The 22,693-nt window shown below is 55.3% G+C and carries 13 protein-coding genes and 1 tRNA gene; 8 read left to right on the forward strand and 6 right to left on the reverse strand.

Annotation, left to right across the window (positions count from 1 at the left end; all coding sequences use genetic code 11):
* Positions 1 to 13 precede the first annotated feature (13 nt).
* The 5 genes from HNH97_RS11930 to HNH97_RS11950 all read left to right on the forward strand — a co-directional run bounded on the left by HNH97_RS11930 (position 14) and on the right by HNH97_RS11950 (position 5,284).
* A complete protein-coding gene (locus HNH97_RS11930; protein WP_171791046.1) occupies positions 14 to 1,294 on the forward strand; it encodes a multidrug effflux MFS transporter in 1,281 nt (426 codons plus the stop codon).
* Positions 1,295 to 1,533: 239 nt separating this feature from the next.
* Positions 1,534 to 2,319 (forward strand): MlaE family ABC transporter permease, encoded by a 786-nt coding sequence (locus tag HNH97_RS11935; protein ID WP_171791020.1) that lies wholly within the window; start codon positions 1,534 to 1,536, stop codon positions 2,317 to 2,319.
* Complete coding sequence (locus HNH97_RS11940) at positions 2,316 to 3,107, forward strand: ABC transporter ATP-binding protein (RefSeq protein ID WP_110095910.1); 792 nt, start codon at positions 2,316 to 2,318, stop codon at positions 3,105 to 3,107. Before HNH97_RS11935 ends, HNH97_RS11940 begins: the two co-directional genes overlap by 4 nt.
* A gap of 175 nt (positions 3,108 to 3,282) precedes the next feature.
* Entirely contained in the window at positions 3,283 to 4,677 is a 1,395-nt protein-coding gene (gene radA / locus HNH97_RS11945) for a DNA repair protein RadA (RefSeq protein WP_110095909.1), read from the forward strand.
* A gap of 43 nt (positions 4,678 to 4,720) precedes the next feature.
* Entirely contained in the window at positions 4,721 to 5,284 is a 564-nt protein-coding gene (locus tag HNH97_RS11950; RefSeq protein WP_171791047.1) for an IMPACT family protein, read from the forward strand.
* A gap of 300 nt (positions 5,285 to 5,584) precedes the next feature.
* Here the strand turns inward: HNH97_RS11950 and HNH97_RS11955 are convergent, their stop codons facing one another.
* From HNH97_RS11955 to HNH97_RS11965, 3 genes are all read right to left on the reverse strand, one after another.
* Positions 5,585 to 7,456: an HAD-IIIC family phosphatase gene (locus HNH97_RS11955; RefSeq protein WP_216657646.1), complete on the reverse strand. Its 1,872-nt coding sequence runs from the start codon at positions 7,454 to 7,456 to the stop codon at positions 5,585 to 5,587.
* Positions 7,457 to 7,861: 405 nt separating this feature from the next.
* Complete coding sequence (locus tag HNH97_RS11960) at positions 7,862 to 9,160, reverse strand: DUF6492 family protein (RefSeq protein ID WP_171791022.1); 1,299 nt, start codon at positions 9,158 to 9,160, stop codon at positions 7,862 to 7,864.
* 541 nt (positions 9,161 to 9,701) lie between these two features.
* Positions 9,702 to 11,729: a glycosyltransferase gene (locus HNH97_RS11965; protein ID WP_171791023.1), complete on the reverse strand. Its 2,028-nt coding sequence runs from the start codon at positions 11,727 to 11,729 to the stop codon at positions 9,702 to 9,704.
* A 194-nt stretch (positions 11,730 to 11,923) separates the two neighbouring features.
* On the opposite strand from HNH97_RS11965, the gene HNH97_RS11970 reads away from it, so the two are divergent.
* Positions 11,924 to 14,356 (forward strand): glycosyltransferase, encoded by a 2,433-nt coding sequence (locus tag HNH97_RS11970; RefSeq protein ID WP_171791024.1) that lies wholly within the window; start codon positions 11,924 to 11,926, stop codon positions 14,354 to 14,356.
* 173 nt (positions 14,357 to 14,529) lie between these two features.
* On the opposite strand, the gene HNH97_RS11975 is transcribed toward HNH97_RS11970, so the two are convergent.
* The 3 genes from HNH97_RS11975 to gmk all read right to left on the reverse strand — a co-directional run bounded on the left by HNH97_RS11975 (position 14,530) and on the right by gmk (position 18,262).
* Positions 14,530 to 15,915 (reverse strand): hypothetical protein, encoded by a 1,386-nt coding sequence (locus HNH97_RS11975; protein WP_171791025.1) that lies wholly within the window; start codon positions 15,913 to 15,915, stop codon positions 14,530 to 14,532.
* Positions 15,916 to 16,024: 109 nt separating this feature from the next.
* Complete coding sequence (locus tag HNH97_RS11980; RefSeq protein WP_171791026.1) at positions 16,025 to 17,548, reverse strand: replicative DNA helicase; 1,524 nt, start codon at positions 17,546 to 17,548, stop codon at positions 16,025 to 16,027.
* A 54-nt stretch (positions 17,549 to 17,602) separates the two neighbouring features.
* Positions 17,603 to 18,262, reverse strand: a complete 660-nt coding sequence (gmk, locus tag HNH97_RS11985; protein ID WP_110914519.1) for a guanylate kinase — start codon at positions 18,260 to 18,262, stop codon at positions 17,603 to 17,605.
* 176 nt (positions 18,263 to 18,438) lie between these two features.
* On the opposite strand from gmk, the gene HNH97_RS11990 reads away from it, so the two are divergent.
* Both HNH97_RS11990 and HNH97_RS11995 read left to right on the forward strand, forming a co-directional pair.
* Positions 18,439 to 21,738, forward strand: coding sequence for an efflux RND transporter permease subunit (locus HNH97_RS11990; protein ID WP_171791027.1), 3,300 nt, complete (start codon positions 18,439 to 18,441; stop codon positions 21,736 to 21,738).
* A 58-nt stretch (positions 21,739 to 21,796) separates the two neighbouring features.
* A tRNA-Arg gene (locus HNH97_RS11995) sits at positions 21,797 to 21,873 on the forward strand.
* Positions 21,874 to 22,693 lie beyond the last annotated feature (820 nt).

The raw sequence follows: 22,693 nt of genomic DNA on the forward strand, positions 1-22,693 counted from the left end.
GAGCCACGTTCCCATGTCCAGTGCCGCCCCCACCGCGTCTTCCCGTCCCGCGTCCTCCGCCCTGCCCCCCCTCATGCCGATGTGGATGATCGGACTTCTGGGACTGCTGACCGCGATCGGACCACTTTCGACCGACATGTACCTGCCCGCCTTTCCCGTGCTGGACCTCGAACTGGCCGGGGGGCGCAACGGGGCCAGCCAGATCACGCTGGCGGCGTGGTTCGCGGGACTTGCGGTGGGACAGTTCAGCATGGGGCCGCTGTCGGACAGGCTGGGGCGGCGGATTCCCCTGATCGGGGGGCTTGCGGTATTCACGCTGGCCTCCGTCGGGTGTGCCTGCGCCACAACGCTGGACCTGTTCTGCCTGTGCCGGTTCATCGCGGCCCTTGGCGGGTCGTCCTGCTCGGTCGTGCCGCGCGCCATCGTGCGTGATGTCGCAACCGGACGGCAGGGTGCGAAGATCATGTCGCAACTGACACTGGTGTTCGGCCTGATGCCCATCCTTGCCCCCTCGTTGGGCAGCCTTGTGCTGTCGGTCGGGCATTGGCGGTGGATTTTCTGGATCGCGGTCCTCTATTCCGCACTGGCGCTGGTGGCGGTGGCCGCCGCGATGCCCGACACCATGCCCACGACGCGGCGCATCCCGCTGTCGGCATCGGGTATTGCCTCGCGCTACATGGGGCTGGTGCGTGAGCCGGTTTTCATGTCCAGCGCGCTGATCACCAGTTTTTCGTCATTCGTGATGTTCGCCTACCTTACGGCCTCGCCCATCCTGTTTGAAAAGCTGCTGCACTTTACCCCGCTGCAGTTCGGGATGTTCTTCGGCATCAACGCGGCATTCTTCATCGCCGGGGCGCAGGTCAACGGGTGGCTGGTGCATCACCATTCTCTGACGCGGCTGCTGAACATCGGCATCCTGGTATGCCTGTGCACCAGTGCGCTGTGCCTTGCGCTGTCTCTGTCGGGCTTTGCCGGGCCGCAGCATCCGGCGGTGATCTGCCTGCTGATCATGGGGATTACCGGCACGCTGGGCTTCATCGGCCCCAATGCGATGGTGCTGGCCTTTACCCACCATGGCCACCAGGCGGGAAGTGCCTCGGCGCTGATGGGCACGATCCAGTTCTCCCTCGCCGCACTCAGCGGATTCGTGCTGGGGCATGTGACATTCCACACGCCGGTGCCGCTGGCGGTGACGATCATGGTGGGCGTGGTGGCCATGGCGGCGTGCAATGTCTGGCGGCATATCTGTGACAAAAAAGTATCACATGCGTCCCTTTCTGGCACTTCCGCTTGACACCGGTCGGTCGCTTTTTCCATCCTTGGGGGCGAAGCCGCATGACGTGTGTGCTTCATGGACGTTTCCTCCCTAAACTCTGGCGGCGTCTCACGACGCCGCCTCTTTTTGGCGCGCTTACGGCAGGCCATCGGGTCTCACGCGGTTTGGCTTTGACGCCATGACCATCCCGCGCTACGGCAGGAAGATGTCCGCTTTCCTCTCCCGCTCCGTGCCGCTGCCCCATCCGGAGCGCGCGCATGGATAAGATCCTCGATTTCATCGCAGGCATCGGCCGCACGCTGCTCGACATGGTCCGCATGGCGGGTCAGGTGACGCTGTTCGGGCTATTGGCGGTCTCGCACCTTGTGCGGCCGCCCTTCTACTGGCGGACGTTCTGGGGTTCGCTGATCGAGATCGGGTATTTCTCCCTCCCCGTCGTGGCGCTGACGGCGCTGTTTTCGGGGGGTGTCATCGCGCTGCAATCCTATACCGGCTTCGCGCAGTACCATGCGCAGAGCGCGATCGCGGGTATCGTCATCCTTGCGGTCACGCGTGAGCTTGGGCCAGTGCTGGCGGGCCTGATGGTGGCGGGGCGCGTGGGGGCCGCGATGTCGGCGGAAATCGGCACGATGCGGGTCACCAACCAGATCGACGCGCTCAGCACGCTTTCGACCAATCCGATCAAATACCTTGTCACCCCACGCCTGCTGGCCGGAACGCTGGCGCTGCCGTTTCTGGTCATCATCGCCGATATCCTTGGCGTCATGGGCGGCTTCATCGTCTGTGTCATGAAGCTCAACTTCGTGCCGCAGGCCTATGTTTCGGCCACCATCTCGTCGTTCAAGATGATGGATGTCACGGTGGGACTGGCGAAGGCCGCGATCTTCGGCTTCCTGATCGCGCTGATGGGCTGTTACCATGGCTATCACAGCCGTGGCGGGGCCGAGGGCGTGGGCGCCGCCACGACGGCGGCGGTTGTCGCGGCGTCGATCCTGCTGCTGACCTTCGATTACCTGCTGACGGATGTGTTCTTTTCACAATGACCGGACCGACACCGAAAATCCGCATTCGCGGCCTGTGCAAGTCCTTCGGCCCGAAGGTGGTGCTCAACGGGGTGGACCTCGATGTGATGGAGGGGACGTCCTTCGTCATCATCGGCGGGTCGGGCACGGGCAAGTCGGTGCTGCTGCGCTGCATCCTTGGGCTGGTGACGCCGGATGCGGGCACGATCGAGATCGACGGCGTGGATGTCACCGCCCTGTCGCCGCGCCATCGTGAGCCGTATATGGAAAAGATCGGCATGCTGTTCCAGAACGCCGCCCTGTTCGACAGCCTGACGGTCTGGGAAAATGTGTCGTTCGGCCTGATGGCGGCGGGACGGCAGCACAAACATAAGATCAGCCGTGCGGATGCGAAGAAACGCGCGGGCGAACTGCTTGAACAGGTGGGGATGGACCCGGCCGTCGGTGCGCTGTCGCCCGCCGAACTGTCAGGTGGCATGCAGAAGCGCGTGGGCCTTGCGCGCGCGATCGCGGCACGGCCGGAAATCCTGTTCTTTGACGAACCGACCACCGGCCTTGATCCCATCATGGGGGCGGTGATTGACGGGCTGATCGTCGATTGCGTGCGCAAGCTGGGATCGACCGCGATTGCGATCACCCATGACATGGCCTCCGCCCAGCGGATCGGCGACCAGGCGGCGATGCTGTATGAGGGAAAGCTGATCTGGCAGGGACCGGCGACATCGCTGCTTGACAGTGGCAACCCGATTGTCGACCAGTTCACCCACGGCCGCCGCGAGGGACCGATCAAGGTGGATGTCCGCGTCTGAGGCACTGTCCGGAGAAAACGATAAAAGTTTTTGGGTGTCGCCTTTTGATCGAAAAAGGCGACGTTCCTTGAAGCTTTTTGCAAAAAGCTTCACCAAAAACTTTTATGATTTCAGGGTATTGTCGGCCTGATCTTTACGACAGATCTGCCGCCCTGTCACAAGCTGAGGAACCAAGATGGCACGCCGTCCCGCCAACCGCTTCGTCTGCCAGTCCTGTGGCGCGGTCTTCCCGAAATGGTCGGGCCGGTGCGACGCGTGCGGTGCATGGAACAGCATCGTGGAGGAAACGGTCGAACCCACGGCCGGCGGTGCCGTCGCCCCCCGCCGCAGCCGGGGCAAGCGCATCGAACTGGTCGGACTGGATGGTGACACGCCGCCGCCCGAACGGATCGAGACACGGATCAGCGAACTCGACCGCGTGCTGGGGGGCGGCATGGTCCCGGCCTCCGTCGTGCTGGTGGGCGGTGATCCGGGCATCGGCAAATCGACCCTGCTGCTTCAGGGGGCCTGCGCGCTGGCCGGGATGGGGCGCAGGGTGATGTATATCTCCGGCGAAGAAGCGGTGGACCAGATCCGCCTGCGTGCCCGCCGCCTTGGGCTGGACACACCGGGTCTGGAACTGGCGGCGGCGATCAATGTCGCGGACATCACGGCAACGCTGGAGGGCGAGCGCGACGTGGCGCTGGTGGTCATCGACTCCATCCAGACGATGTGGATGGAAACGGTCGAAAGCGCGCCGGGCACCGTAAGCCAGGTCCGTTCCTCCGCGTTCGAACTGATCCGCCTGGCCAAGCAGCGCGGCTTCTGCCTGATGCTGGTGGGTCATGTGACGAAGGAAGGTGCGCTGGCGGGTCCGCGCGTGCTGGAACACATGGTCGATGCGGTGATGTATTTCGAAGGTGATCGCGGGCACCAGTTCCGCATCCTGCGCGCGGCGAAGAACCGCTTTGGCGCAACAGATGAGATCGGCGTCTTCGCCATGACCGATCAGGGACTGGTGGAAGTGCCCAACCCGTCCGCCCTGTTCCTTGCCGAACGGCGCGGGCATATCGCGGGGTCTGCGGTCTTCGCCGGGATGGAGGGCACGCGCCCCGTCCTGCTGGAGGTGCAGGCGCTGCTGTCGCCCAAGGCAGGCGATGGTGCACCGCGTCGCGCGGTTGTGGGGTGGGAGACGGCGCGGCTGAACATGCTGCTTGCGGTGCTGGAATCGCGTTGCGGGATGAAGCTGAACGCGATGGATGTGCACCTGAACATCGCGGGCGGCCTGCGGGTGATGGAACCGGCCGCCGACCTTGCTGTGGCGGCTGCACTGGTGTCCGCCGCGACGGGACAGCCGACGCATGCGGGTGCGGTCTATTTCGGCGAAGTCGGCCTGTCGGGGGAAGTGCGTCAGGTCTCGCTGGCTGATACGCGCCTGAAGGAGGCACACAAGCTGGGGTTCGAGAGCGCCTACCTGCCGCGTCGCATCGCGCGTGGCAATCGCCGTCCCAGCGCGCCCGAAGGCATGCAGTTGCATGAGATCGGCCACCTTGGCGATCTGGTCAGCCTGTTCGCCACGGAGGGGGAGTGACCCCGGCGTGAGCGAGACGCCCCTGATCCTGACGCAGCAGGTGATGCTGGAACGCGAAGTCCGCAAGAGCCTGTTCCTGGCACAGGCAGCCCCCGTCTCCTCGGCCGAGGCGGCGATGGCGTTCATTGCCGAGGTCAGCGATCCCGACGCCACGCACAACTGCTGGGCCTATCGCATCGGACAGGCCTATCGCAGCGATGATGACGGCGAACCCGGCGGCACGGCGGGGCGGCCCATCCTGCAGGTGATCGAGGGACAGGGGTTCGACCATACCGTGGTCGTGGTCACGCGCTGGTTCGGCGGGATCAAGCTCGGTGCCGGTGGGCTGGTCCGTGCCTATGGCGGGACGGCGGCGGAATGCCTGCGCACCGCGCCGTCACGACCCATCGTGCCGATGGTGGGGCTGACCTTCCACTGCGGCTTTTCCGACCACGCCCTGATCCGCGCCCGCCTGCTGGCGATGGACGCGACGATTGATGACGAGACATTCGGTGCAGATGGCGTGGACCTGCGCATTACCCTGCCGCAGGCGCGTGAGGAGGAGGTCCGCGCGCGTGTTACCGATATCACGCGCGGGCAGGCTATTATCCGGGAGATTGAGGAATAAGGGATCGTTTCAAAACACCTTCTGGGGTCTCTTGGGACTTATGTTTAGGGCTGGCATCGGTAAGTCAATAAAAGAGAGATTGCCGGAGCAACGCGACAAGAGAGACAGGTCATTCGCAACCATGATCCATCCTGTCGCCGTAGTCATCAATTCACGTCAATTGCCAACAGGCCCTGAAAAACTGCATCAAAGTTTCCTTGTGATTTTCAGAATATTTCGTGAGCAGTTTTTTTGAACCATATCCAAAACATGTCATGCCCACAGGGCCGAGGGCATGAACACATTACAGGAATAGCAAATTTAACGTCCCCTGAACCACCGGAACATTCCTTTTCTTTTCGGTGGTTCAGACGTTTCCCCAGTTTCGGCAAGATCAGGACGAACAGACGGTTCGCCTTCATCCTTAATCCATGCAGGATAAGCCGGCACATCGCTTGTCGTGAATATATCCTGGGAAAGCTTCATCCCCAGACGTTCATAATAATCATGACATGTCATATTCCGGCCCGTATCGACCATGCGGGCAACCGCTTGCGGATGATCCTTCAAAATCAGTGCGATAACTGTGTGACCCAACGCAATTTCCGCGCCCAGTCGGAAAACGCGACACGAAAGGACAGTCTGCACAATTTCGTTTCCTGAAACTATAGCGACACTGATGAGGCCATTATTGACAGTCTTGTCCCGCAGGAATGCTGCGACAAGATAGCCCCCGTCGTCAAACAGAGCCGACATGTCGGAATGACTCCATCTTTTCCCGGTCGTATTAAACTGGTTTGTCTTGTTGATCAGTTCAAAGGCACGGCCGAAATTTTCGTGTTCCGAGCTTTGTATAACAATATTGCGCTGACGGAGTTCGAGAGATTGGAGCCACTCCTCGCGATCAAGGGACCGCATACCGACATCCCTGTTGATCTTGGCCTGCGTGGCCCTGGTGCGATTGACGGATTCAGTCGTGATACGGGCGACCTGCATCACAGGGGATGTCAAAATGAGGCTGCGCCATTCCAGATGACTGGATGACAGGGTACGCATTTCAGGAAAAACATGCTTTACGGCTTCGATTTCGCGAGGGTTATCGTCAATGAACAGCGTGTTTTGGGGAAGAATATTAACCTCATCCAGTATTTCAGAAATATTCTCATTCTTGCTATTATAATTTATCCGCACGGAGACAAAATCATCCATACTGATATTGCTGCCGAATATCTCCAAAAACCGCTTGCGGGCGGTGGGTTCGTCATTGGCGCTACATATCGCAAGCAGGCCACCGCGTTTCTTGAAAACAAGTAGGGCTTCGACCATACCCAAAGGCCAGCCCTCGACATATTCCCAATGAGGTTTGTCATCATCTGCGGCAATGCCCCGCCAGAGGGTATCATCCAGATCAACAATCAGTAACTTTATCGGATCGACCTGCCTGATGATATCCATCGCATCAATCATGCGTCGTCCTATTGCAGGCAGGATCTCGCGCCACCCCGTCTGGACATCGTAGAGGTCACCCGGAGAATAAGCGGGTTGTATGCGCATGTCATCCAGCGGATTGGTCCCTACAGGCATATAGGACGCATGCGCCATATGGGTAAAGGAATCATCCTGTATTTTTATACGGCCACCTGCAGACAGGACATCATTGATATCCACATAATATGCATTCGACATTTCCTTTGTCTTGTCACTTATTTTTCTGTTCAGCTCTCTTACCAACATGACAGGATTGGTCATGCTGAAATTATCCACCAGAATACCGTTATAGTTTGTACTCGGTTCAATAAATGACACGAACAGCAGGGATGATTTTGAAGTAAGGTCCTGAAACTTATCCATCACCTGATGAATGAGGTTACCGCAATTATCTATATACTGACGCGCGCCGTCTTCAGTAACCAATCTGGTCCAAGCCAACTCACTTGGCTGTATACCTTCAATCGGGACTGCCGCCTTGAAAAATATATGCCTGAGAGTAATAAATATAACGACAAAATCATATTCTTCATAATTGACATCGGGGATATCGTGATGAAGATAACTTTCAAAAAGTACATGAGCGGTTTTCATGCTCTGCGGCATATTTTCCATTACGGATTCAGCGGAGCATGTTCCCAAAAAGAGAACCTTGTAACTTTCCTCTTTTCCACTTGATCGAAGTGTCTCTTTATACTCGTGCAACGTGAATCTCCATATGCCGCGTGCGCTTTGCATGACATTATACAAATAATATTATGATTTGAGAAGATTTACCTGTATTCAGAAACTAACAGAAAATCGAAGCAGATATTTTCTATCGGTTGATGAGAATGAGCAGTTTGAAAGCATCTCTCTAAATCATTGAATCAGCCACGATGGCCGTATCCCAATTGAATAACCATAGAGATGGTTGTCATGCACCATCGGTCAGAACCCATTTTGAGCAACACGCATAATCATAGCAACGCGACGATATATAAGGTTAAAACGTCTGCCGATCACAGTGCTGTCCATATTGGGCGCCTGAATCAAACCTATCCGGTAATTACATGCCCCCGTAAAGCAGGAAATTACCGGATTATCATTCCACAATTATTTCCAGGGTGATCAATTATTTATTTTTAACGATGCCTGATAAAGAGATTCGGGATCCGGTTCATTGGAAGCTGGTGGCTGAAACAGATATCCGTACTGATCATGATGAGGGCGCAGATGAAGTCCTTTAATTTCCTCGACCGCAGACTCATTGATTATTGGCAGGAATATTAACGGATCCACCGGGAAGAAAAGTTCTTTCTCCATATATGTCACATATGACCCGTACCAGGCGAATTCATACGGCGCCAGTACAATCAACCCGACAAACCCATCATAGCCGTTATTATAAGCCCACCGCTCAAGGCTGGAACAGATCGCACTGTCAAAAAATCCATTGCATCCTATATAATGATATTTTTTCTCATTGAGTTCGGAGAACTGCTCATCTATGAAATCAAATGCTACCGATGCATTGACCAGGTTACCTTTTAGCCAACACAGTTCACCGCTTTCGATAAATTCCTTATTTTTTTCGTATCTATTCTGCTCAATAGCAGCCGTCTTCAAAATATCTCCGACATATAGATGTTCTTTATAATCAAAATCCCTTGAAAAAAACTGGGCCGAATCAAATGTTATATATTTTCGTGACATAAATAATTTTGAAAAGCATAGTTTTATGACCTGCTGTATTCTCCATCCATCGAAATTTTCAGGAATATTCGAACCAGTTGATGATAATACCCATTCTTCAAACAGAATCATCGGCATATTATTGATAATGCCAGCATCTTTCATATCTGAAAACCGACTATGAAATTCAGGAGCATCCGCCCATGGAACAACCAGATAGAAAGGCGCTTCTTTCTTAAAAAACTTTTCATAAGACTGATATAAAACTAACGTCCACTCAAGATCCTTTTTATAGCTTTTGTTGAGGGATGAAAATTCTCCCACATATTCTCCAGAATAAACTTCCAAGGCATCGAACTTGATATCTGCAGCTTCATCAACATAGATTCTAAATTCTACATCCCTGCATTCTTCGTCGAGATATATGCGGACAATAGATATGACGCCTATCCCGGATGCTCCTTTTATCTGTTGTTTCGAGATTATTTTTTCCCCTTTATCACAAGAAATATCGATTTCTACCTTTCCAGATAAATCAAAAACGTCCCCATAAAAAAATATTGTATGAAAACCCTTATCTAGTTTTACATATGGACCACAGATTAAATACCCTTCTTTGTTTGTTGATCTGATAGAACGCCCCTGCTTTTTTCCGATACGGGTGGATATGGCTTGGTCATTTGCCAAATACAGTAAATCAGCTTCTCTTCCGAGAGTTTCATGTAAGTTTGACATGTGCTTTTCCTTTATTTTGATGTTTTTCCATAATGTATTGATATTACATTATTTTGACATTTGTAGGGCCATTGTCAACATTCCATTTTCACGATCCATACTCCGTGTTTTTCCATTTTCTTGAATAAAACTCATCAAATATATCCAAACAAAAATTCCATAATTTTCATATCCATAATAAAATCAGAAAATAACAGACAGCATTTTTCGCCTGTCGATTTCCAGAGATACTCTCACGCCTCGCCTCCCCTTGAATCTGCTCCCGTTACAGAAACATCAAAAACCGAAACCTCGTGTTCATATGATGAACGTATGGATTATATTATACGCATGAAAACCCTATGGAAAACCTCAATACAGGCAACATATCGTAACTAGCCACGTTAATGCCGGATCGTATTATCTCTTCAGACAAAAAAACCGCCTCACATGGAGGCGGTCAAGTTTGTATGCATCAGATCTCGATGCACCTTCAGGAATCTGGAAACTTCTATCAAAAGGCAGTCTCGAAATCGATTCGACTACACAGCAGACAGAACCTTCATGACGCAGGACGTTCCACCATAACGCTGGTGACGGGCAACGTGCGTTGCTTATAATCCTCCATTCCGCCAAGGCTTACCGCTTCCAGAAAGTCGATCTTTTCCCGATTGTCACCTTCATTGAAAATAAAGAAGCCAGAAACACCTATATCTGCACTCTGTTTTTTCCCGGCCTGATATACGCCCGAAGACGCGGAACTACTCCATACCTGACACATGAAAGTACGTTCTTTCTCGGCGGGCGGCAGATCGATAAAGACCCATCTCTGTTTTCCAACTGACACGAGGATATCGCGTAGCACGACCCCTAAATTTGTTTCGATATAACAGCGCACATCCTGTTTATCATGCTCATGGGGAGGCCCGATCAGATGAATGGCAATACGTCGCGTCCGGGGGGACAGGCGCATAGACAGACCCGCTCCATCCTCCATGATCCGGCTTCCGAACGCCTCAAGTGCGCCCCACCCAGTGCCGTGGCGATAAACCTCAGCTGAGGTCGTACCCGCGCAAAGGGCCGTTTCATCACTTTTCGTCAGGGCATAATATCCCTGCGGCGCAAGAGGGGGCACCCATGCCAGACGCGTGGCTCCCTGCGTCAGGCCCAGGACCTTGTTCTGCAGATCCTGCACCACCTGGGACCATGTCCGAAGAACAAAATTTTTCTTGATTTCCTCTTCTTTTGCAGCGCGAAATTTCTGATCAAAGATCATTTTTTCCACAGCCTGCAACAGGGCTTTTTGTGAACCAGTCTTGTATAATACAGAAAGACCCATTCCGGCCTGCGGCAAGGATGAGTTATCAGCAGTTATTACAGGCTTCCCATAACGAAGGGACTCAGTAACCGGCAGACCCCACCCTTCATAGAAACTCGGAAAAACCGTAAAAAGGCAGTTTTCATAGAGATTTTTGAGATCTATATCATTAATGCCCCGGAGAATGATGGCCCGAGACTGCAGATCCGGATTGGAGTTAAGGCAATCTATGGCCTGATCGCCTTTATATCCCTGTGTGCCTGAAATACATACCAGAGTGGGAACCTGCTCCTTACCATGCATCATGATAAGTTTTTTCCAGACTTCAAAAGCACCTATCTGATTTTTTCTGGCCTCAAGCGTTCCAATGCACAATACATAATTCTGTCTGGACAGGTTCCAGTGTGCCAGATTTGTCGTTTTTCCGGAATCAGCTTTCTGGCTGCCAATTTCAGTAGCAGGCGTCACGACTGCTATATGCTCTGAAGGAATATATACTCCTAGTATCCGTGCTGCCGTAATCAAATCCTTCTTCGCGGAATCAGATACCGATATATAGTAATCCGCATGCTGCAATACACTTAGAAGCCATCCGATGAATTTCTTCACATCATCTGGATGACAGTATGCAGGCGCAATAGCGGGGACCACATCATGAACAAAGGGTATATAGCAGATATTATGCTTTTCTTTTGCTTCACGGATATAGATAAAATAATTTTCTATCCCCCATGACGCCCCGATGCTGATCAGCACGGCATCGCGGGGAAAAGAAAGAGCGGACTTCCCCGGCGCGAGAGTATGAAGTGCATCTACTTCAGCGCGCCATTCCTCATCATCCGAGTCTCCGGCAGCCAGGCTGAGCAAAGCAACGCGCCGGAAGCGTTCCGTCGACACTTCCACCCAATCCTCCAGAAGAGGATCTATACGACACAATATGACATTTACACCAGACAGCGTATCAAAGATATTATTTATGATGCCAATCTGGACACGCTGTATCCCGGTAGGCAAACGGTTATGCCTGAAAAATATTATCAGATCTGATATGTCGAAATATAAAGCGTTTTTTACCTGATTATTATTTGAATATTCACTATTATTGCGACCAAATCCATCCAGGATAGCTTTTAGCGAAGAAATATTTTCCAGAGTTTTTTCTGAAACATCTTTTGACAAAATATTATTTAGCTTTTCCATCTCCTTTTTGACGGCTGTTATGGTCTCAACAAAAGAAATTTTTTCTTCCTTCTCTCGATCTTCATTTCCCATATTTTTTTATTCTCCATTACACTTGCGAGATGCACATTTTTGATCTCTTACTTCTTGCACGGATTCGGAGTTCAATCTACACATATAATAGATGATATCAGGCGTGAAATGTGACGCAAGTCTGATAAATGATTGAATATCGGCATTAGTCGCCCGTTGACTGTTTCAGTCACGGCGAACAGGAACAGTGGGATATGAAGTTCGAATTGAAGATCAAGAAGAGTGGCGGTGTATACGTGACGCCAACGGTTCATCGCATCATCCGTCATGGCAATCATGCTCGTGATGCGGGAAAATGGACCGAGGCCATACGGGAATACAGGCAGGCCCTCCAACTTGATCCTTCATTATACCACATATGGATACAATACGGACACGTCGCCCATTCCGCAGGCTTTGAGGACGAGGCTGATGCCGCATACATGCAGGCTGCGAAATTACGTCCGAACACTGGGGAACCCCATCTTCACATGGGGCACTGGGCGACCAAGAACGGAAAAATTCCCAAAGCCCTCAATGCGTACGCCATTGCAGAAAATTATGCCGATACCAGACCTGATTCACTGATCGCCATACGACACCGCCTCCCTCCCACGCTTGCCATGAGCAGCGAAGAAGTTGCCGAAACGCTGCGAAAGGCCACGATCCGGCAGCACTACTATCATAATACACCCGAAGAATTACGGACTGCCGCCGCCCAATTGGAAAAACTCAAGGACCTTTTCAAGGGCAGGCAGGACCAAAAATCAGATGAAATCGTCAGTCTGATAGATGACATTGCCCCCCAACTGACAGACATCAAACCTGATGAGTCAAAACCCGGTTCAGATTATCGAGTTGTATTCGATATTACCGATCTCATCATGCATTTTCGTGGTGATCATCGATTCCCCACCGGCATTCAACGTGTCCAGGTCGAGGTCGTTATCGCTGGACTTCGTACTTATGGCACTGGACAGTTCGACCTTTGCTGTTTTGTGCCGGGTCGAGAAAAATGGGTCCAGATTCATATCGATAACTTCATCGAACTTGCCTATATGTCAGGAAGTATCGAGAACATATCCGAAGCCGAGTGGCAACAGGCCCGCAAGGAACTCCTGATCCATCTGGTCAGTAGCGAATATTACGAAGTTCCCGAAAAAACGGTTCTTGTGAATCTTGGAACATCATGGTTTATCTATAACTACTTTTTACTTGTTCGCAATTATAAAGAGAGAGGGAACTTTTACTACATTCCCTTTGTTCATGACCTTATTCCTGTCATAACGCCAGAATATTGTGCGGGCGGGGTTGTTGAGGATTATATTACATGGGTTGTCGGCGTGTATCAGCATGCTGATTTTTTCCTGGCAAATTCAGAATCAACGGCTGTGGACCTCATCAGAACGGCCAAAAAGCTGGGACGTGACCTGAACCCGGAAAACGTGGTCGTCGTGCCACTTGACGCGGATTTCCGTCGCCCGCTTCAGGACGAGATCTCCACATCTCTCCTTCATCACTGGAATCTCAAGGAAGATTCCTTTGCGCTGTTTGTATCCACGATTGAACCCCGCAAAAACCATCTCTTGGCCTTTGAGGGCTGGATAGAGCTTATTCATCGGCATGGTAAGGATGCAGTGCCGCAACTGGTCTGCATGGGTCGGAAAGGCTGGCTATATGATCGCATTGACGAACGTCTGGAAAGCAGCCCGGAACTGAAAGAGAAAATCACGTTCATATCGCGGACGTCTGATGATGAACTGGCTCTTCTATACCGGTCCTGTATGTTTACCGTATATCCCAGCCATTACGAAGGATGGGGCCTACCTATTACGGAATCGCTGTGTTACGGCAAAATACCTGTCATTGCGGACAACTCCTCCCTTCCGGAAGCCGGAGCGGGATTTTCGCTCATTTTCGAAAGCAATAATCTGGACGCTTTCGTGGGTTGTCTTGAAAAGGTGATTTTTGATTCTGATTGGCGCAAGCAGCAGGAAAAGAATATATCAACCAATTTCCGTCCCCGGACATGGGCCCAGATTGCAGACCAGATCAACACCACTTCCATCAATGTAAGCAAGCTGGTAAAGGCTTCAAAAGAGATCCCCAGGAAAGTAGAGTTAGGAAAATACTACCCCGTTTCGCTCTACAAGAAGCCACAAATCTGGCCCTCTCTTGAAAGTGGTGAGATCTTTCGTCTGGGTTTCGACTGGCTATGGCCAGAAACGGATCGGTGCCGTATTGGCCCCAACGGCGGAACATTGTGCATTACAGATCTTCCTGTCGGAAAAAGTCTGCGTATGTACATTCAGGTTTCAGGACTTACTGAAAAATCCTGCCCATTTTCGATCAGCATAGATGGCGATGTTATTTTACGCAGTATTCTGGAACGACACACGACCCGATGGATTCTGCTCGATATCCCTGAACGAAAGACCCCTTTGCTAAAGGTCTTCATTAAAGGGGAACAGACAGAAATGTGGCGTATGCATCCCTGTGGGGTCGAGCAGATTCTCCCCTATGCCCTTTCTGTTGTCGGTTTTGCGATCTGCGATGCAGATGACGAAGATATGCGTATATCATTCCTTGAATCCGCGACCGCCGGAAATCTGGAAGAGATCAGTATCTATCGGGAACCTGCGGCATAGGGCCTATTGTTCTTTGCAAGCGAGAGATTGCTTCGGAGCAACCCATCGGCAAAAAGTTTCCGGATGCCGCCTTTTTGAAAAAGGCGGCATTTTCCCTGATGTTTTTTGAAAAAAGCTCCATCAGACACTTCATTATGCCTGTGGACCCAAGATCAGACCTGTCACAACAGGCCCTACCTGGTATGTCTGTTTTCTTCCGTATAGGTAGAGAGCAGGAAATGTCCCACACTCCCGCTATCGACAAAAGCAGGCCACTTTCCTCCTGAATTGTTCACGGCCGTAAACGCATCCAACTGGATTTCATTATATCCCTTGCGGTCACATGCAGGCATATGCGCTACAGGTGCGGATGGCGGCGACTGGTTGAACCCACCGAACATCGAATGAATCATCAGGTTTGAACATTGCGATGTATTCGTCATATTGATGGCCGCACCTGACACATTCTGGACGAACATGTCCCCAATCTGCAATTGCGCACTTCCATCAAGCTGAATTGCCGCATTGTCAGGGATGTTCTTACCCAATCTTGCGCTATCTTCCCCCTGCCAGTCCAGTTGTGAGAAGAGGCCGGTTACCTGCCCCCTGGTTGTATTATCAACCCACAGGCAATATTTGCTCTGGTCACATGAAAGCTTCCCGGAATGGATTTTTGACGGATGCCCGCCAATATAATCACCGACATTGCTATCTTGCGTAAGTTGCAGGACAGAGTGTGTGCCCAGTCCGAAGATATTATCAAGGAACGGTGTATCCGCCCGTCCCAGAACAATAAGATTTTCGTTTTCCGTCTTCCAGTCCTGGATATTCCCGACCTGCTCTCTGGTCAGAAGCATGTTCTGGGGATGCGATTTCGTATTTGACTGGGTGTAATACCCCCATCCATGCACATCGTAGATCCGGTCAACATCATAGGAATGGTGTATCGAGATGCCGTAGCGATAGAATTCACCATAAATTCCATTTGCCTCAAACCGACCAACGCCATCGGCATAGACGCCGCCATATATCCCCGCGAACAGCAGGTGATTGAGGAATACACCGCCATCTATCCTGGAAAACAATATTGCTGGGGCATATTCTGTTGGCTTCCATGCAGTCCTCGCCACACTCGAAGGTGCAGGATGATCCTGATAAAGGGCAATGTCACGAATGACAGTGCCACGGGCTTCCCGTCCATGTACATGAATGGCGGGACTGCCTGCCCCTTTGCTGGTGATATGCAACCAAGTCCCGGCAGACAGGGGCATCTGCTCCTGCCACCCCGTTCCCCTGATGGTCACGGCACAGGGCACGTCAACAGTGCTGTCAATTTCATAAACCCGTGCCTGAAGCTGGATGATTCCTGCCATGCTCCTGTGGTCCCGTGCATTGCAGATCATGCTGACAGCACGCTGGATGGTCGGCGCATCATCCATGCCATCGCCCGCCAGCTTCAGGTCATCAGGAAAGATCACATCATGTACCACGGCGACCCGCGCGGCTTCGGAAACCTCCTGCGCCTGCACCGACAGGGGACAACCGAGCACGACACCGCATAACAGGAGAAATTTCTTCATCGGAATCATCTCACATATTTTGATCAGTATCCACAGGCCCCATTCCCACCCCAGTGACCTCCGTCGGAAACCCCCTCACGACAGGAGATCATCTAAAGCCGCCTGAGCCTTAACCGTCATGCACCATGTCGAGATCCGCGAACCGCGTGAATTCCCCTTCGAAGAACAGATGCACTGTCCCGGTGGGACCATGACGCTGCTTTTCAAGGATCAGTTCCGCACGATTATGGGCCAGGTCCATCTTGCGCTGCCATTCCTCCAACGCGGTCTGGTACTTGTCCTGTGAATCGAAGGACGTTTCCTTGGGCTGGCGCTGCTGCAGGTAATACTGGTCGCGATAGACGAACATGACCGCATCGGCGTCCTGCTCAATGGAACCGGATTCACGCAGGTCCGACAGCATCGGGCGCTTGTCCTCGCGGCTTTCGACCTGGCGCGATAGCTGCGACAGCGCGATGACCGGCACCGACAGTTCCTTGGCCAGCGCCTTGAGCCCCTGCGTGATCATGGAGATTTCCAGCACGCGGTTTTCCGGGCGCGTGCCGACCGACGGGCGCATCAACTGAAGGTAGTCAACCACCACAAGGCTCAGCCCCTTGGTGCGCGCAAGACGCCGGCAACGCGTGCGCATGGCCGAAAGCGAAATGGCGGGCGTATCGTCGATATGCAGCGGCAGTTGCGACAGTTCGCGGCTGACCTGCACGAAGCGGTCGAACTCCTTCTGCCCGATCTCGCCGCGACGGATACGCTCACCCGACACGCTGGCCTGTTCGGACAGGATACGGGTGGCGAGCTGTTCCGCCGACATTTCAAGCGAAAAGATCGCAACCGATCCCTTGGGCTGTGTGCCCGGCGGTCCTTCCTGCGCCTCACGCATCAGGGCACGCGCGGCGCTGAAGGCGATCTTGGTCGCCAGCGCCGTCTTGCCCATCGCCGGACGCCCGGCAAGGATCAGCAGGTCAGAGGGATGCAGGCCGCCCGTCTTCTTGTCGAGGTCACGCAGGCCGGTAGTCAGGCCCACCACATCGCCCGCGCGGGTAAAGGCCTGCTCCGCCACGTCGAGCGCTTCGGCCAGCGCCTTGTCAAAGGCAAGGAATCCGCCATCCTGCCCCTTTTCGGTGGCAAGGCGGAACAGCGCCTCCTCCCCGGCCGCGATCTGATCCACGCCGGTCATGCCGGTGCTGGATCCGAACGCGGTGTTGACGACATCCTCGCCAATGTCGATCAACTGGCGGCGCACCCATGCGTCATGGATGGCGCGGCCATAATCGGCGGCATTGATGATGCCGACCATCGCACCGGCCAGCTTCACAAGGTAGCCGGCGCCGCCCACCGCGCCCAGCACGTCGGAATTCTCGAACTCCGCGCGGAGTGTCACCGGATCGGCCAGCAGTCCGGCCTCGATCCGCCGGGAAATGGCGTCGTAGATGACGCCGTTCACCTCGTTGGCGAAATGGGCGCCGGTCAGGAAGTCCGAGACCCGGTCATAGGCGCGGTTGTTTGTCAGGATCGCGCCCAGCAGGGCCTGTTCCGCCTGCAGGTTGGCGGGGGGCGTGCGCTGGGAAATCCCGATCAGGGAACCAGAGGCGCGGGACTCGTCGGGGGAGGGATTGATCGTATTCACGGGGTCCATTCTATCCGACATCGCGGCACAGCAGGAGGGGAACAGACAGGCAAAATGATGACATCAGACCCCGAAACTCGCGACAAGGTCGGCAAGGCCATACTGCCGGTGGCGTTCCAGCCGGGCCGCCACCAGAACCGCGCGCGCCTGCGCTATGGCGGTGTCGAGGTCGGCATTGACGATCACATGGTCGAATTCGTTCCAGTGCGAAATCTCGTCACGGGCGGCCTGCATGCGGCGTTCGATCTCCTCCTTCTCGTCGGAACCGCGGCCATGCAGGCGCCGCTCCAGCTCCTCGATGGAGGGGGGCAGCACGAACAGGCCGATCACGTCATCGGGCAATGCCTTGCGGATCTGGCGATGTCCCTGCCAGTCGATGTCGAACACCATGTCGCGTCCCTCCGCCAGGGCCTGTTCCACCGGCGCGCGCGGCGTGCCATAGCCCCGGCCGAAAACGGTCGCCCATTCCAGAAGTTCGCCCGCTTCGGCCATTTGCGTGAAACGTTCCATGGTGCGAAAGTGATAATGGACACCATCCGTCTCACCCGGGCGGGGCTGGCGGGTGGTGACGGACACGGAATGCAGCAACTGGGGTTCTGATGCACGCAACGCATTGGCAATGGTGGATTTCCCGGCCCCCGACGGGGCGGAGATGACAAGGCATACCCCACGACGCGGCACCGGGGGACAGGAGGATGGCACAGGCGCGCGCGTCGTGGTCATTGGCTTGAATCCTTGCTCAGTGGTCCATGGTCCGGTCCGGCGGGGCGCCGGGTTTTCGATGTTTTATCAGGCGAAGAGTATTCTGCGAATATGAAACCCACCCCCATGCGACGCGGGACAGGCCTGCCGCAGCCCGATCGCGCCCCTGATCATTCCAGCCGCAGAACGGACGCTGCATGAACCTGTGTCGCGTCTTCATCCTGCGCCCGGTGGCCACGACACTGGTGTCGCTGGCGCTGCTGCTTGCGGGGATCTTCGCCTACCGCATCCTGCCGGTGGGGGATCTTCCGAACATTTCCGTCCCCATCATCTATGTGGAGGCGACACAGCCCGGCGCATCGCCACAGCAGATGGCCAGTTCGGTCACGACGCCGCTGGAACGCAGGCTGGGCCAGATTGCAGGCATCAACCAGATCGAGTCGGATTCCAACCAGGATTCCGCCTTCATCCTGCTGACCTTCAATGACGGGGTGAATGTCGATGCGGCCGCCAACGACGTGGAGGCCGCCCTGCGGGCCGCGCGCGCGGACATGCCCGCCACCCTGCGGTCGCAGCCCGAATACTGGAAGGCGAACCCGTCGGACAACCCGATCATCATCCTTGCGCTGACATCGGACACGCAGCCGGTCTCGCGCCTGTATGATATCGCCAAGACACGCCTGCAGCCGCTGCTGTCACAGATCCAGGGCGTGGGCTGGATCGACATCGTCGGCAGTTCCGCCCCCGCCGTGCGCGTGGACATCAATCCTTTCCCCCTGTTCAAGTACGGGCTGGGGTTCGAGGACATCCGCTCCGCCCTGGCCTCGGCCAACGCCAACACGCCCAAGGGCTTTATCCAGAACGGGCCGACGCGCTACACGCTGGCCACCAATGACCAGGCCCGCGATGCGGCGCAGTACCGCAACCTTGTCATCGGCTACCGCAGCGGGCGGCCGGTGCGCCTGTCGGATGTGGCCAAGGTGCATGACGGGGTGGAAAACGATCACAAGGTGGGCTTCTTCAACGGCCATCCCGCCGTCATGGCCATCGTGCGGCCCAAGGCCGGGGCCAACGTCATCCGGGTGATCGACCAGATCAAGGAACGCGTCCCCACCCTGCGCGCGGCCCTGCCGCAGGGCATCACGCTGACACCGGCGATGGACCGTTCGGTGACGATCCGCGCCTCTCTGGCCGATACGCAGTGGACGCTGGTCATTTCCGTCGCCCTTGTGGTGCTGGTGGTGCTGTTCTTCCTGCGCTCGCCCCGCTCCACCCTGATCCCGGCGATCACGGTGCCCATCTCGCTCGCCGGGACGCTGGCGGTGATGTACCTGTTCGGCTTCTCGCTCGATATCCTGTCGCTGATGGCGCTGACGATCGCGACCGGGTTCGTAGTGGATGACGCGATCGTGGTGCTGGAGAACATCGCACGCCACATGGAGGCCGGGATGGGCCGCATGGAGGCCACCCTGCTGGGGTCGCGTGAGATCGCCTTCACCGTGCTGTCGATCACCATTTCACTCGTTGCGGTGTTCCTGCCGCTGCTGCTGATGAGTGGCACGGCGGGAAAGGTATTCTTCGAATTTTCCATGACGCTGGCGATCACGGTCGTCGTCTCGCTGTTCCTCTCGCTCAGCCTGACGCCGATGATGTGCAGCCTGATGCTGGAGGTCAGCCACGACACGCCCCTGCCGCCGACAGCCCCCCTGTGGCAGCGTGGGATGCGGGCCTGTTCGGACGGGTTCGAAAACATGTTTTCCATGGTGCTGCGGGTGTATGAGCGCTCGCTCGAATGGGCGCTGCGCCATCATGTGCTGACGGCGCTGACGCTTCCGGCGAGTTTCTTCCTCATGATCGGCGTGCTGGTCATCATGCCCAAGGGCATCCTGCCCAAGGAAGATGTCGCCCTGATCATGAGCTTCTTCCGCGCCGACCAGACGACGTCCTTTCCGGTCCTGACCGACAAGATCCGCCAGATCAGCCAGGCCATGATGGCGGATCAGGACACGCAGGACGTCCTTGCCTTCTCCGGCGATTCCAATGTCGAGGGGCAGGCCTTCGCACAGATGATCGACCGGACCGAACGCCGCGATGGCCCGGACCAGATGATCGCACGCATCCATGACCGCATCCGCAACGTGACGGGGCTGGACCTGTCGATGTTTTCCGCAGGCGACATCAGCGGTGGCGGCGGCCGGCAGAAGGAAGGGGCCTATCGCTATATCCTGACCAGCGACAATGCCGATGACATCTACACCTGGGTGCCGCGCCTGACGGCGACGCTGCGTGACGACCCGGTGCTGAAGGACGTGACCACCGATGTCATGAACAATGGCGCGGCCGTGCATGCCAACATCGTGCGTGACGCCGCCGCGCGTTATCTGATTACACCGCAGTTGGTCAGCAACACGCTCTATGATGCGTTCGGGCAGCGTTCGGCCTCCAACATCTCGACCTCGCTTACGACCTATCATGTCGTCATGCAGGTGGAGGACCGGTTCCGCACCACGCCGGATATCCTGTCCGCCTTTCGCCTGTCCACGGCGGGCGGCACGGCGGGCGGGGGCACGGTGTCCAATACGGTGCGCGTCACAGACCCCAGCGGCACCGCCAGCAAGGAAACGCAACTGAGCGAACAGTCCTTCCGCAACTCCATCGCCAACAAACTCGCGGGGGGCAACGGGGCGTCGAACGGCTCGGCCGTGTCGTCAAGCAGCGAGACGATGGTCCCGCTGTCCGTGGTGGCGAAGCTGGAGCGCCATCCCACCGCGATCACGGTGTCGCACCGCGACGGGTTCGTCTCCGCCGCGATTTCCTTCAACCTCGCCCCCGGCAAGGCGCTGAGTGATGCGAGTGATGAAATCCGCACGACCATGGTCAGGATGCATGTCCCGTCCACCATCCAGGGCGGATTTTCCGGACAGGCGGCCGAGTTCCAGAAGGCCCTCGTCAACGAGGTGCTGATCTTCATCGCGGCGCTGATGACGATGTACGTCACGCTGGGCATCCTGTATGAAAGCTACATCCATCCGCTGACGATCCTGTCCACCCTGCCGTCAGCGGCGGTGGGGGCGGTGCTGGCGCTGTGGCTGACGGGGCAGGAATTCTCCCTGATCGCGATGATCGGCATGATCCTGCTGGTGGGGATCGTGAAGAAGAATGCCATCCTGATGGTGGATTTCGCCCTGCATGCTGAACGCGACGGCGGCATGCAGCCCGAAGACGCCATCCGCGAGGCCTGCGTCAAACGCTTCCGCCCCATCGTCATGACCACGCTGGCGGCGGCATTCGGGGCTGTTCCATTGATCATCAGCGACGGCTACGGCATCGAACTGCGCCGCCCGCTGGGCATCGCGGTAGTGGGGGGGCTGGCGATGAGCCAGTTGCTGACGCTCTACACCACGCCGGTCATCTATATCTACCTTGACCGGCTGCGTGCATGGGGCAAGCGGCAGGTCCTGCGCCTGCGGAGAAAAAATAATCCGATCAAGGCATAAAAAATGAAAAAAGGGGGTTGCGGCCCCGGTGAGGTCGGGTTAAAAGCCGCCTCACAGCGCACCCGTAGCTCAACTGGATAGAGCACCAGACTACGAATCTGGGGGTTAGAGGTTCGAGTCCTTTCGGGTGCGCCACTTTTCTTTCCAAAATATAATCTGCTGTCTGGGACAGGGGCGATGCCCGATCCTGATGGATTTGGTCTTGTCCGCCATTCCTGCGTGCAGGATAAGGAAGGCGGTCGCCTGTCCTGCGTTACCTGCTGCTACCACACTGATCCGTTGATCTTCCCCTCAATGGGACAGGGACGGAAAGACCGCGCATTCAGATCCAAGAAGACGCCTTCCGACCGCACCGCAAATGTAGCCGATACCCCATCATACGCTTGGGGCTTCATAAGCAGGGATCGGGGCGTTGAGGGTGGCGCGCCGGAAGGGCGGATGGCCTGCCCGTCCTGTGGCCGCGACCGAAATTATCTTTATGGTCGCCGGGTGTGCTGCGCACGCTGCAATCGCCACTGGTCGGTCACAGCCAGCACAGTGATGAGTGGCATGATCCCATTGCCCGTTTCCGTCCGGCCCACTGCGGACTTTAAGCTCATCCCCCAGACAGACCCATAATCGCTATCTCAGGCTTGGAAGGCATCCTGCACGCACCGGAAGCGCCCCAAGCCGCGACAACCGGGCCTGCGACATTCAGTGATCGGCGCACGCAGACCATTTCCTTCGGGATGACAGCAACCTGCCCTTCCGTGAACCGGCCATGTTTCATGCGTCCGTATGTTTCCTGATTGGGCTGTAATGAAACCAGGCACCCAGGAAGAATGCAGGACTTTAAAAAAAGCCCTGCATTTTCCATTGATCTTCAAGCCATCAGCCGTATCGGCCATTCCTCTACATTGAGGAAGTCAGCCTGCTTCATCTCAATTTCCTACATTCAAACCAAGGAAAAAAAGGA

This window comes from Gluconacetobacter entanii (assembly GCF_013155425.1).
Taxonomy (GTDB): Bacteria; Pseudomonadota; Alphaproteobacteria; order Acetobacterales; family Acetobacteraceae; genus Novacetimonas; species Novacetimonas entanii.

Excerpts from the sequence above, each read along its gene's own strand:
- HNH97_RS11930 (WP_171791046.1), top strand. The coding sequence starts at position 14 with ATGTCCAGTGCCGCCCCCACCGCGTCTTCCCGTCCCGCGTCCTCCGCC.
- HNH97_RS11935 (WP_171791020.1), top strand. The coding sequence starts at position 1,534 with ATGGATAAGATCCTCGATTTCATCGCAGGCATCGGCCGCACGCTGCTC.
- HNH97_RS11940 (WP_110095910.1), top strand. The coding sequence starts at position 2,316 with ATGACCGGACCGACACCGAAAATCCGCATTCGCGGCCTGTGCAAGTCC.
- radA (WP_110095909.1), top strand. The coding sequence starts at position 3,283 with ATGGCACGCCGTCCCGCCAACCGCTTCGTCTGCCAGTCCTGTGGCGCG.
- HNH97_RS11950 (WP_171791047.1), top strand. The coding sequence starts at position 4,721 with ATGCTGGAACGCGAAGTCCGCAAGAGCCTGTTCCTGGCACAGGCAGCC.
- HNH97_RS11960 (WP_171791022.1), bottom strand. The coding sequence starts at position 9,160 with ATGTCAAACTTACATGAAACTCTCGGAAGAGAAGCTGATTTACTGTAT.
- HNH97_RS11965 (WP_171791023.1), bottom strand. The coding sequence starts at position 11,729 with ATGGGAAATGAAGATCGAGAGAAGGAAGAAAAAATTTCTTTTGTTGAG.
- HNH97_RS11970 (WP_171791024.1), top strand. The coding sequence starts at position 11,924 with ATGAAGTTCGAATTGAAGATCAAGAAGAGTGGCGGTGTATACGTGACG.
- HNH97_RS11975 (WP_171791025.1), bottom strand. The coding sequence starts at position 15,915 with ATGAAGAAATTTCTCCTGTTATGCGGTGTCGTGCTCGGTTGTCCCCTG.
- HNH97_RS11980 (WP_171791026.1), bottom strand. The coding sequence starts at position 17,548 with ATGGACCCCGTGAATACGATCAATCCCTCCCCCGACGAGTCCCGCGCC.
- gmk (WP_110914519.1), bottom strand. The coding sequence starts at position 18,262 with ATGACCACGACGCGCGCGCCTGTGCCATCCTCCTGTCCCCCGGTGCCG.
- HNH97_RS11990 (WP_171791027.1), top strand. The coding sequence starts at position 18,439 with ATGAACCTGTGTCGCGTCTTCATCCTGCGCCCGGTGGCCACGACACTG.